The following is a 10,210-nucleotide window of genomic DNA, read 5'->3' on the forward strand; positions in this document are numbered from 1 at the left end:
GCAACGGCTTTGACCGATGTGGAGGTCTTGCAGGCCTCTTTGGCGACCTGCAGCTTGAAACGCGCGTCGTATCTGTTCATGTATCCCTCGGGGTTGGATCTGATGTCCAACTCCCGGGGGTCACTTCACCCTGGGGGCTTGGCCGCGGCATCCATGCCGCGGACACCCCCGCGAACCCACCCCGACCGGCCACTGACAGTTTCCGTGGGCGTCCAGCCACGGAAGAAAGAAAGAAAAGCAAGAGCGGGTCGCTTCGCTGCGCTTGCTCTGGTGACGACCAACGGTCGTCACCCACCACAAGCAAGACACGTGTCGACCAAGGTCGACACCCACCAACAGCAGTGCAGTACGCAGTCCCGGCAGATCGCGGGAATCTGTCGAAGGCGGGGTGGCTCAGGTTGCGGGGGCGTGAGCGCCATGGATGGCGCGATCGAGGCTACAGGGACGTACTTGCGCCGTCCCCCGCAACCTGAGCCACCCCGCCTCCCCTCAGGAAGCCAGCCTTTGACGTTGACGTTGACGTTGACGTTGACGTTGACGTTGACGTTGCTTCGGCTTCGGCGGGTGCAGGGCGCAGCCCTGCCAACAAACCCCACCCTCAGTAACGAGGCCGGCCTTCTTCCAGCACCTGGCGCAGGAACGGCACGGTGATCCGCCGCTTCGCCGCCAGCGATTCGCGGTCCAGCCAGTCCAGCAGGGTGATCAATCCACCCAGCTCACGGCCGGTGTGCGACAGCAGCCATTCGATGGCCGCTTCGTCGATGGCCAGGCCGCGTCGCAGTGCACGCTCGCGCAGCACCGCAGCACGACCTTCCTCATCCAGCGGCTGCAGCAGCACGCGCACGCACTGGCCCAGGCGCGAACGCAGGTCCGGCAGCACCAGGCCCAGCTCGCCCGGCGCCTTCTGCGCCGTGTACAGCACGGTTACACCTGCAGCGCGCGCGCGGTTATGGAAATCAAACAGCGCGATCTCGTCCTCGCGATTGCCGGCAACCTCGTCCAGCCCGTCCAGCGCCACCAGTTCGCGTGCGTCCAGCCCATCCAGCGCTGCACGAACGCGGCCGGCGGCGCTGGCCAGTGGCACGTACGTCGGCAGGCGCCCGGCCTGCTCGGCGCTGGAGCACATCGCCAGCGCCTGGTGGGTCTTGCCGGTTCCCGCCGCACCTTCCAGGTAGACCCAGTCGTGGCTGGCGCCAACCGCGATCGCGCGCAGCTGCGCCAGCGCGCCATCCGGCGCGCCGATGAAGGTCTCCAGGCGCTGGTCCCGCGGGTAATGCAGGGCCAGCGGCAGTTGCGGCACACCCATCACTTCAGGTCGGGGCCCTTGTCGTTCGGAACGATGATATGGGGGGCGTCCACTACGCCATCAAGCACGATCGCCGGCTTCTCGCCCACGTACAGCTCGCTCTGTCGGTAGCGCTGATGCGCATAGCGCAGCAGAACATTGGTCACCGCCGCCACCGGCAGCGCCAGCAGCATGCCGAGGAAGCCGAACAGCTGGCCGCCGGCCATCACCGCAAAGATCACTGCCACCGGGTGCAGGCCGATCTTGTCGCCGACGATACGCGGGGTCAGCACGTAGCTTTCCAGCAGCTGGCCCACGGTGAACACCACGCCCACCAGGATCAGCAGCTTCAGGTCGAAGCCCTGCGCCTGCACCAGCGCCGCGATCACCGCCATCAGCACGCCAGTGGTCGCGCCCAGGTACGGTATGAAGCTGATCAGGCCGGCAATCAGACCGATCAGCAAGCCCAGCTTGAGGCCGACCAGCGACAGGCCGCCGGCATAGATCACGCCCAATGCCAGCATCACCAGGAACTGTCCGCGGATGAACGCGCCCAGCACCTCGTTGGACTCGCGCGCCAACGCGCTGATGGTGCCGATCTGGTTACGCGGAATGACCGACGCCACCCGCTCGACCAGCTTGTCCCAGTCGCGCAGGAAATAGAACGCCAGGATCGGCAGCAGCAGGATGTTGACCACCCAGGTCACCATCGCAAAGCCCGAACGCGAGACGTAGCCCATGAATGTGGTGGCGAAGCCGCCGGCCTGCTGCCAGTGGCTGCGCACCCATTCGATCAGGCGGTCCGGATCCAGCCACTGCATCACTTCCAGGCCGGTCTTCTGCTCGAACCAGGGGATCCCCTTCTCCATCAGCCATGCCTGTGCCTGCGGCGCGACCGCGATCAGGGTGGTGATCTGGCGCTCGATCATCGGCACCAGCACCAGCAGCAGCGCCACGATCACCAGCACCATCGCCGCGAACACCAGCACAACGCCGGTCATGCGCGAACGGCCGGTGGCCTCGATGCGGTCCACCAGCGGGTCGCCCAGCCACGCCAGCGCCAGCGCCAGCACGAACGGGGTCAGGATCGGTGCCAGCAGCCACACCACCCAGCCGACCAGGCCGGCGAACAGGATGTACTTCAGGCGGCGCAGGAACTGCGCGATTTCGGCTTCCGGGGTCAGGGTCATCGCAAACGGTACTCGTTGCTGACCGGCGCGGCCACCGGGGCACCGGTGGTGTCATCGATCGGGGTCGGCAGGGCCGGCAGCGTCGCGCTGGGCACCAGCACGCCGTTGTCGCCCAGCATGCGGTTGAAGCCGGCCAGGCCGGTGGTCATCTCCAGGCTCAGCTCCAGCTGGCCGGCCGAAGCGTGCAGCGGGGTGACATTGCGTACCACCGGCACCTCGCGCAGCCCGGCGGCAAGGCGCAGGTAGTCGTCGGCACTGTTGATGCCGGTGACCACCACGCGGTAGGTCCCGGCCTGGCCGACGGCGGCACCCGCCTTGGCATAGCGCCTGACCAGCGCGTCGGCGGCGCCGTCGGCACCGGCGGCCATCGCGCGCATGGCGTTGGCGTCCTTGCTGGTCCACTTGTTCAGCTCACGGCCGTTGTCGACGAACACCCAGTCCGCCTGCCAGCCGCCGTTGGCGCGGTAGAGCTTGCCGATCAGCTGCATCGGCGGCGAGTAGCGCGACGAGGCGCGGGCCACGGCGGCACTGTCCTGGCGCCAGATGGCACCGGCCAGCGCCTGTTCGGCGGCACCGCCGCTGGGCAGGCCCAGCTTGTAACCCCGCTCGATGGCGCGGTTCAGCAGCGGGCGGGCGGCGTTGGCCTGCTGCACGCTGACCAGGCGCGGGCCACTGCCGTCGTCGACGGCCAACCACACCACCGGCTTCGGCCGCGGCTGCGGCCACAGCGGCAGGCCCAGCGCCGAGACCAGCGAGTCGACGTCATCCTCGCGGAAGCGGGCCACCAGCAGGGTCCTGAAGCTCGGCGCGCCGCTGGCGCCCACGCTCTGGTCCTGCTTGTAGTCGTAGCTGGCCACGTAGTCCTTGGCGTTGCGCAGCGCCTGCACCACGCCGGGGCGGGACATCACGTTGCGGTCGCCCGACAGTTTGCCCAGCACCACGCTCAGGGCACGGGCCAGGGCGCCGTTGCGATCGGCTTCGGCCTGGCTGTTGACGGGCACTTCGGCCTCGTACGCACCCGAGGCGGTGGCAACATCTCCCTCGGTGCGCAGGCCGCTCTGGGCCATCGTGGCCACCGGCAGGCTCAGTGCAAGGAGCAGGGTCAGAATCAGGCTGCGGCGCATCAGGACATCCATTGGCTCGACGAATCCGGGGGAATTGTTGCCCGAATACGGCCTTTGCGCCAATGCGGCCTGTTAAAATCGCTCGTTCAACCCCTGCCAGCGCCGACGCCCGTGACCAACACCCCGTCTTCCGCCCCCTCCCCCCTCACCTACCGTGACGCGGGTGTCGACATCGACGCCGGCAACGCGCTGGTCGAGCGGATCAAGCCCCTGGTCAAGCGCAGCTTCCGCCCGGAAGTGATGGGCGGCCTGGGCGGCTTCGGCGCCCTGTTCGACCTGTCCAACAAATACCGCGAGCCGGTGCTGGTGTCGGGTACCGACGGCGTGGGCACCAAGCTGAAGCTGGCCCACCAGCTGAACCGCCACGATACGATCGGCATCGACTTGGTCGCGATGTGCGTGAACGACGTGCTGGTGCAGGGCGCCGAGCCGCTGTTCTTCCTGGACTACTTCGCCACCGGCAAGCTGGACATCGACACCGCCGCAGCGGTGGTGGGCGGCATCGCCAACGGCTGCACCGAGGCCGGCTGCGCGCTGATCGGCGGTGAAACCGCTGAAATGCCCGACATGTACGCCCCGGGCGAGTACGACCTGGCCGGCTTCACGGTGGCTGCGGTCGAGAAGAGCGAGCTGAAGGACGGCGCCAGCGTGGCCGCCGGCGATGTGCTGATCGGCATCGCCTCGTCCGGCCCGCATTCCAATGGCTACTCGCTGGTGCGCCGCATCTACGACCGCGCCGGCCGCCCGGCCGACCTGGAACTGGAAGGTGGCGTGAAGCTGGTTGATGCGCTGATGGCACCGACCCGCCTGTACGTGAAGCCGATCCTGTCGCTGCTGAAGTCGCACGGCGACGCCATCCACGGCATGGCCCACATCACCGGTGGCGGCCTGACCGAGAACATCATCCGCGTGGTGCCCGACGGCCTCGGCCTGGACATCCAGGCCTCGTCCTGGACCCTGCCGCCGGTATTCCAGTGGCTGCAGAAGGAAGGCGCGGTGGCCGACAGCGAGATGTGGCGCACCTTCAACTGCGGCATCGGCTTCGTGCTGATCGTCGCGCCGGACCAGGTGGCTGCGGTGTCCGAGGCGGTCAAGGCGCAGGGCCTGGAGCACTGGACCATCGGCCAGGTGGTCACCGCCGAAGGCGCCGAACGCGTCCGCATCGGCTGAACCCGACCCCGAGGAGCCCGCATGGACGCAACGCCCCCCTTGGCACCCACCCCGGTACCGCCGCCGTTGGCGGCCGTGCCGGTCTTCAGCAGGCAGGACGCTGACCACCTGCGCGCGCTGTCCATCGCGCACTACGTGTTCGGTGGCCTGATCGCGCTGCTCTCGCTGTTTTTCATTCTGTACATCGTGCTCGGCATCAGTGCGCTGAGCGGCCATCTGCCGATGAACTCCGGGGGCCAGCCCTCGTCGCCGGCCGAACAGCGCCTGTTCGGCTGGGTGTTCACGGTGCTGGGGACCGTGTTCGTCGCCGGTGGCCTGGGCATGGCCGCATTCGTCATCCAGGCCGGACGCTGCCTGGCCCAGCGTCGTCGCCACCTGCTGTGCCTGATCGTGGCCGGCCTGCTCTGCCTGTGCGCGCCGCTGGGCACCGTTCTGGGAGTATTCACCCTGGTTACGCTGCTGCGCCCGCAGGTCAAGGCCGCCTTCGATGCAAGTGGTGCAACGACATGACGACACCCGTCGCCCCACCGCCGCTGCCGCAGCAGACCCTGGCGCAGCTGCAGCTGGCCAGCCATCTGCAGACGCTGAAGGTGCTGTTCTACGCGCTGGCGGTTTTCCACTGGATGGCCGCGCTGGCGTTTCTCGGTTTCATCGGCCTGGTCGCCAGCTCACGCGGGCTGGCCGATGGCGCGGTACTGGCCACGGTGTACGGGGTCATTTCGCTGCTGGCTGCCGCGCTTGGCGTCGTGCAGCTGCACACCGCACGCCTGCTGTCGCGCCGCACCGGGCTGGCCTGGTGCCAGCGCGCGGCCTGGCTGGCGGTACTGGCTGGCCCGCTGGGCATGGCCCTGACCGCCTATGCCTGGGTGTTCCTGTCCAAGCCTGACATGGCCGCACTCTTCGACCGCGGCGACCATCTCAGCGTCTGAGCTTGCCGGCAGACGCCCCCTTCCCTGATCGACTCCCCATGTCCGCGCCTACCCTCCCGACGACCGCCTCGCCTGCCGCTTCCCGTTTCACGGGCCCCAAGAAGCTGGCCTTCGCCGCCGTGCTGGCGGTATTCGCGATCAGCTGGCTCCACCCGCTGTGGCCCATCGAGCAGGCCCTGCACAGCACCCTGACCGTGATCGGGCTGGCCGCACTGCTATGGGCCGACCGCCGGGGTGGCTGGCTGGGCAATGGCGCCTTCATCGCGATCTGTGGCTTCATTGCACTGCACTGCGTGGCTGCGCGCTGGCTGTACTCGAACGTGCCCTACGACGCCTGGGCGCAGGCGCTGACCGGCTGGTCGCCGAATGCGGCGTTTGGCTGGCAGCGTAATCATTTCGACCGGCTTATCCACTTCCTGTTCGGCGTCTGCTTCACGCCTGCGCTGCTGCAGCTGGCACGCCATGCCTGGCCGGCGCTGCGCCGCAGCCAGGCTTTCACCCTGGCGGTGATGGCAGTGATGTGCGCCAGCCTGGTCTACGAGTGGTTCGAGTGGGCCATCGCGCTGGCCCTTTCGCCCGACGCCGCCGAGGCCTACAACGGGCAGCAGGGCGACATGTGGGACGCGCATGCCGACATGCTGCTGGCGACCGTGGGCAGCCTGCTGACCTGGCCGTTGATCCGACGGAGTGCCCGGCAATGACCACGCCCACCCGCATTGCCGTGCTCGCCTCCGGCCGCGGCAGCAACCTGCAGGCCATCCTTGATGCAATTGCCGACGGCCGCCTGCCCGCCGAGGTTGTCGGCGTGTTCTCCGACCGCCCAGCCGCCGCCGCGCTGCAACGGGTCGGTGCACGCCTGCGCTGGGCACATGCGCCGAAGGAATTCGACGACCGCGCCGCCTACGAGCAGGCCCTGGGCGATGCACTGGCCGCGGTCGCGCCGGACTGGATCGTCTGCGCCGGCTACATGCGCATTCTCGGCGCCGCCTTCGTGCAGCGCTTCAATGGCCGCCTGGTCAACATCCACCCCTCCCTGCTGCCACTGCACAAGGGGTTGGATACGCATGCGCGGGCTTTGGACGCTGGCGATGCCGAGCACGGGGCCAGCGTGCACCTGGTGGTGCCCGAACTGGATGCCGGCGCCGTGCTGGCCCAGGCGCGGGTGCCGGTGATGCCCGGCGATGACGCCGACAGCCTGGCCGCGCGCGTGCTGGAGGTGGAGCACCCCCTGCTGATCGCCACCCTCCAGCTGCTGTGCGCCGGCCGCCTGACTGAACGGGAGGGGCAGCCGCACCTGGACGGTCACCCCCTGTTTAGCCCACTGGCCCTAGATTCCGCCGGGAACCTGAACCGGTAACGCCCACGCACACGCCCCGCTGACTGCGGGGCTGGCATCCTGCCCCCCTCCTGCAGCTCCTGTCCTCCATGAAGACCACGACCCTGCTGTCCACTTCATTGCTGCTGTCGCTTGTCGTGCTTCCCGGCGTGGGTTGGGGCCAGGTGCAAGCGCCTGCGGCCCCTGCGCAGCCGGCGCCCGTAGTACAGCCGCCCGCAGAACCGGCCGTGCCGATGCCCCCCGCGCTGGCCTGGGAGCCGCCGCCGCTGCAGCCGTTCACCGCGACCTACCAAGCCTTCTACAAAGGCAAGGAGGCCGGCGACGCCAGCATGCAGGTCACCCACACCGGCGGCAACCAGTGGCGGGTGGACATGCAGGTGGTCGGCCGCCGCGGCTTCGCCAGCGTGCTGGGCCTGAACATCGAGCAGAGCACGGTGTTCGAAGAGCGCAGCGGCGTCTATGCGCCGCTCAGCCAGAGCACGGTGCGCAAGGGCCTGTTCCTGGGCAAGAAAGCGGTCGGCACGTACAACTGGCAGGCCGGCACCGCGCAGTGGAGCGGCGACGTCAAGAAGGAACGTGCGCAACCGATCCCGCTGCAGCCGGGCGACCAGAGCGCGCTGCTGATCAATCTGGCGATCATGCGTGATGCCCGCCCGGGCGCCACCATGCACTATCGCTACGTGGACATGGGCAAGGTCCGCCAGCACGACTACCAGGCCGCGCCGCAGACCGAGAACGTCGAGGTCGGCGACCTGTCCTACAACGCGCTGCGGGTCTACCGGACCAACGGCGGCAACAACGAAACCATCCTCTGGATCGCCAACGGTGTCCCCACCCCGGTGCGCATCCTGCAACGCGAAGACGGCGAAGACCGCGTCGATCTGCGCCTGATCGAATACCAAGGAGTCTGAGCATGAGCACCCTGACCCGCCCCCTCACCTGGATCGCTGCAGCGGCACTGTCGGTGGCCAGCCTGCCGGCCATGGCCCTGCAGCCATTCAAGGCCGATTACCTGGCCAGCTACATGGGCATGCAGGCCAATGGCAGCATGACGCTGAGCAGCGAGGGAGCCAACAAGTGGCGCTACACGCTGCAGGTGAAGAACCAGCTGGCCGACCTGAGCCAGAGCACCGTGTTCGAAGAGGTGCGCGGCCAGCTGCGCCCGCTCAGCAGCCAGGACCGTTCGGCACTGCTGGTGAAGAAGCGCAATGTGCAGGCCAACTACAACTGGACCAGCAACCAGGCCACCTGGACCGGCGACATCAAGCCGGACCGTGCGGGCCCCATCGCGTTGAAGACGGGCGACATGGACGCGCTGCTGATCAACCTGGCGATCGCCCGCGACCTGGCCGCCGGCAAGCCGCTGACCTATCGCATGGTCGACGAAGGCCGCATCAAGAACATGACCTACCGCGTGATCGGCAAGGAATCGATCACCGTGGGCGGCAAGAGCTACGAGGCCACCAAGGTCTCGCGTGCCGACGGCAACAAGGAGCTGATCGCCTGGATCGTGCCGGAATTCCCGGTGCCGGCGCGCATGCTGCAGCGTGAGAGCGGCCGCGATGCGCTGGACCTGACCATCAAGGCGATGAACTGACCGGAGATCCACGTCATCCACGCATGGCGTGGATCTACTGGAAACCTGAAGTAGATCCACGCCATGCGTGGATGGACGCCCCGGGAAAAACGCCCGCTTTCGCGGGCGTTGTTCTTACTTCTTTTCCTCGGCCGCGGCCGGCTTGAACTCGGTGCGGCAGTCCACGCGGATCTGCTCGCCGGTGCTGCGCCAGACGAAGGTGCGGCAATGGCGGTTGCCGTCCTGGCTGTCGTTCACCGCGACCGCGTAGAACGATTCGATGATCTCGTCACGCGAGACCGTGCCGTCGCCGTTCCAGTCCATGTCCTTCTGCTCGATGCCCTGGGTGATGGCGATGTTGGCGTACCAGGCATAGCCCAACCACGCCAGCACGATCAGCACCAGGGCCAGCAGCGCCTTGCGGCGCGGGCTGAACTTGCCGCGCAGGATCATGGCACGCGCCGGATGGTGGCGCCGAGCGAAGACAGCTTCTCTTCGATGTTCTCGTAGCCACGATCAAGGTGGTAGATGCGGTCGATGGTGGTCTCGCCGCTGGCCATCAGGCCGGCCAGGATCAGCGAGGCCGAGGCACGCAGATCGGTGGCCATTACCGGCGCACCGCTCAGGGTCTCGCTGCCACGCACGATGGCGGTGTGGCCTTCGACCTGGATGTCCGCGCCCAGGCGCAGCAGTTCGTTGACGTGCATGAAACGGTTCTCGAAGATCGTCTCGTTGATCACGCCGACGCCGTCGGCCACGCAGTTGAGCGCCATGAACTGCGCCTGCATGTCGGTCGGGAATGCGGGGTACGGCGCGGTGGTCAGGTTGACCGCCTTCGGCCGCTTGCCCTGCATGTCCAGGGTGATGGTGTCGTCGGTGGTCTCGATCTTCGCGCCGGCCTCGACCAGCTTGGACAGCACGGCATCCATGGTGTTCGGGCGCGCACGGTTCACCGTGACCTTGCCGCCGGTCATCGCCGCAGCGACCAGGAAGGTGCCGGTCTCGATGCGGTCGGGCAGCACTTCGTGACGGCCACCGGACAGGCGCTCGACGCCTTCGATGACCAGGCGGGCGGTGCCCAGGCCTTCGATCTTCGCGCCAAGGGCGATCAGGCAGTGCGCCAGATCGGTCACTTCCGGTTCCATCGCGCAGTTGTCGAGGACGGTGGTTCCTTCGGCCAGCACCGCGCCCATCAGCACATTCTCGGTCCCGGTGACGCTGACCATGTCGAAGGTGAAATGGCCGCCCTTCAGACGCTTGGCGCTGGCCTTGATGAAGCCGTTCTCGACCACGATCTCGGCACCCAGCGCCTGCAGGCCCTTGATGTGCTGGTCGACCGGACGCGAACCGATCGCGCAGCCGCCGGGCAGCGACACTTCCGCCGCACCGAAGCGGGCCAGCAGCGGGCCCAGCACCAGGATCGAGGCGCGCATGGTCTTGACCAGCTCGTACGGCGCAACGTGCTGGTTGACCGAACGCGGGTCGACCACGATCGCACTGCCACGCGACAGCGTGCCCTGGTCGATGGTGACCTTGGCACCCAGCTCGCCCAGCAGCTTCACCGTAGTGACCACGTCGTGCAGGTGCGGCACATTGGTGA

12 protein-coding genes are annotated in these 10,210 nt (G+C 67.8%); 7 read left to right on the top strand and 5 right to left on the bottom strand.

The features are described 5' to 3' along the window. Window positions 1-598: 598 nt before the first annotated feature. Genes hda through AB839_RS20510 form a run of 3 tightly spaced genes read right to left on the bottom strand, consistent with a single transcriptional unit; the run spans window position 599 to window position 3,611 of the window. Window positions 599-1,306, bottom strand: coding sequence for a DnaA regulatory inactivator Hda (gene hda, locus AB839_RS20500; protein WP_053500213.1), 708 nt, complete (start codon window positions 1,304-1,306; stop codon window positions 599-601). Next, window positions 1,306-2,475, bottom strand: a complete 1,170-nt coding sequence (locus AB839_RS20505; RefSeq protein ID WP_005415573.1) for an AI-2E family transporter — start codon at window positions 2,473-2,475, stop codon at window positions 1,306-1,308. Before AB839_RS20505 ends, hda begins: the two co-directional genes overlap by 1 nt. Continuing rightward, complete coding sequence (locus AB839_RS20510; RefSeq protein WP_061480734.1) at window positions 2,472-3,611, bottom strand: DUF2066 domain-containing protein; 1,140 nt, start codon at window positions 3,609-3,611, stop codon at window positions 2,472-2,474. The genes AB839_RS20505 and AB839_RS20510 overlap by 4 nt, the downstream gene beginning before the upstream one ends. Window positions 3,612-3,710: 99 nt before the next feature. Between AB839_RS20510 and purM the strand changes: the two genes are divergently transcribed. The 7 genes from purM (at window position 3,711) to AB839_RS20545 (ending at window position 8,631) form a co-directional block, all read left to right on the top strand. Then, on the top strand, window positions 3,711-4,769 hold the full coding sequence (gene purM / locus AB839_RS20515; RefSeq protein WP_061480735.1) for a phosphoribosylformylglycinamidine cyclo-ligase: 1,059 nt from the start codon (window positions 3,711-3,713) through the stop codon (window positions 4,767-4,769). Between the two features lie 21 nt (window positions 4,770-4,790). Then, window positions 4,791-5,279 carry a hypothetical protein gene (locus tag AB839_RS20520; RefSeq protein ID WP_061480736.1) on the top strand — a complete coding sequence of 163 codons (489 nt, stop codon included), beginning with the start codon at window positions 4,791-4,793 and terminating at the stop codon, window positions 5,277-5,279. After that, window positions 5,276-5,698 carry a hypothetical protein gene (locus AB839_RS20525; RefSeq protein ID WP_061480737.1) on the top strand — a complete coding sequence of 141 codons (423 nt, stop codon included), beginning with the start codon at window positions 5,276-5,278 and terminating at the stop codon, window positions 5,696-5,698. The genes AB839_RS20520 and AB839_RS20525 overlap by 4 nt, the downstream gene beginning before the upstream one ends. A gap of 38 nt (window positions 5,699-5,736) precedes the next feature. Next, a complete protein-coding gene (locus AB839_RS20530; protein WP_061480738.1) occupies window positions 5,737-6,399 on the top strand; it encodes a DUF2238 domain-containing protein in 663 nt (220 codons plus the stop codon). After that, window positions 6,396-7,055, top strand: coding sequence for a phosphoribosylglycinamide formyltransferase (gene purN / locus AB839_RS20535; protein WP_061480739.1), 660 nt, complete (start codon window positions 6,396-6,398; stop codon window positions 7,053-7,055). The genes AB839_RS20530 and purN overlap by 4 nt, the downstream gene beginning before the upstream one ends. Window positions 7,056-7,123: 68 nt before the next feature. Continuing rightward, window positions 7,124-7,945: a DUF3108 domain-containing protein gene (locus AB839_RS20540; protein WP_061480740.1), complete on the top strand. Its 822-nt coding sequence runs from the start codon at window positions 7,124-7,126 to the stop codon at window positions 7,943-7,945. Window positions 7,946-7,947: 2 nt separating this feature from the next. Further along, the gene (locus AB839_RS20545; protein ID WP_005415565.1) at window positions 7,948-8,631 is read left to right on the top strand and encodes a DUF3108 domain-containing protein; all 684 of its coding nucleotides are present in this window, start codon (window positions 7,948-7,950) and stop codon (window positions 8,629-8,631) included. 114 nt (window positions 8,632-8,745) lie between these two features. On the opposite strand, the gene AB839_RS20550 is transcribed toward AB839_RS20545, so the two are convergent. After that, window positions 8,746-9,063 (bottom strand): hypothetical protein, encoded by a 318-nt coding sequence (locus AB839_RS20550; RefSeq protein ID WP_032957609.1) that lies wholly within the window; start codon window positions 9,061-9,063, stop codon window positions 8,746-8,748. After that, the coding region (murA, locus tag AB839_RS20555; protein WP_061480741.1) for a UDP-N-acetylglucosamine 1-carboxyvinyltransferase at window positions 9,060-10,210 on the bottom strand (1,151 nt) is incomplete at its 5' end. The genes AB839_RS20550 and murA, both read right to left, overlap by 4 nt.

The organism is Stenotrophomonas sp. DDT-1 (assembly GCF_001580555.1).
Lineage (GTDB): Bacteria > Pseudomonadota > Gammaproteobacteria > Xanthomonadales > Xanthomonadaceae > Stenotrophomonas > Stenotrophomonas sepilia.

Bases quoted from the DNA above. Each gene is read 5' to 3' on its own strand.
- purN (WP_061480739.1), top strand. From the start codon at position 6,396: ATGACCACGCCCACCCGCATTGCCGTGCTCGCCTCCGGCCGCGGCAGC.
- AB839_RS20510 (WP_061480734.1), bottom strand. From the start codon at position 3,611: ATGGATGTCCTGATGCGCCGCAGCCTGATTCTGACCCTGCTCCTTGCA.
- AB839_RS20530 (WP_061480738.1), top strand. From the start codon at position 5,737: ATGTCCGCGCCTACCCTCCCGACGACCGCCTCGCCTGCCGCTTCCCGT.
- AB839_RS20525 (WP_061480737.1), top strand. From the start codon at position 5,276: ATGACGACACCCGTCGCCCCACCGCCGCTGCCGCAGCAGACCCTGGCG.
- hda (WP_053500213.1), bottom strand. From the start codon at position 1,306: ATGGGTGTGCCGCAACTGCCGCTGGCCCTGCATTACCCGCGGGACCAG.
- AB839_RS20540 (WP_061480740.1), top strand. From the start codon at position 7,124: ATGAAGACCACGACCCTGCTGTCCACTTCATTGCTGCTGTCGCTTGTC.
- AB839_RS20545 (WP_005415565.1), top strand. From the start codon at position 7,948: ATGAGCACCCTGACCCGCCCCCTCACCTGGATCGCTGCAGCGGCACTG.
- AB839_RS20520 (WP_061480736.1), top strand. From the start codon at position 4,791: ATGGACGCAACGCCCCCCTTGGCACCCACCCCGGTACCGCCGCCGTTG.
- AB839_RS20550 (WP_032957609.1), bottom strand. From the start codon at position 9,063: ATGATCCTGCGCGGCAAGTTCAGCCCGCGCCGCAAGGCGCTGCTGGCC.
- AB839_RS20505 (WP_005415573.1), bottom strand. From the start codon at position 2,475: ATGACCCTGACCCCGGAAGCCGAAATCGCGCAGTTCCTGCGCCGCCTG.